General features: G+C 64.3%; 1 protein-coding gene. It reads right to left on the bottom strand.

Annotated elements, in window-relative coordinates; translation table 11 throughout:
• Positions 1-238, bottom strand: a 238-nt coding sequence (locus tag IG65_RS35605; protein ID WP_036526749.1) for a hypothetical protein, incomplete at both ends; no start/stop codon positions are given.

Raw genomic sequence — 238 nt, 5'->3', positions numbered from 1 at the left:
CGATGTGCTGTTGGGGTTCGAGCGAGTAGATGTGGGCGCGGATGGGGATTTCGGTCGAGAGGTCGAATCGGTATTCGGCCAGTTCGGCCAAGGCGTCGTCGATGTCTTGTTCGGGCAGCGGTATTACCGCGGGGCCGTCGCGTCGCCACATTCCTGGTCGGGCCGGCAGTACCTGCTGGAATGGCACGCCGTCGGTGGCGGGGAATATGGTGCGCAGTGATTCGTGGCGGGCCAGGAC

It is taken from the genome of Nocardia sp. NRRL WC-3656 (assembly GCF_000720265.1).
In the GTDB taxonomy this organism is placed as follows: Bacteria; Actinomycetota; Actinomycetes; order Mycobacteriales; family Mycobacteriaceae; genus Nocardia; species Nocardia nova.
This window is presented reverse-complemented; position numbering and strand designations above follow the sequence as displayed.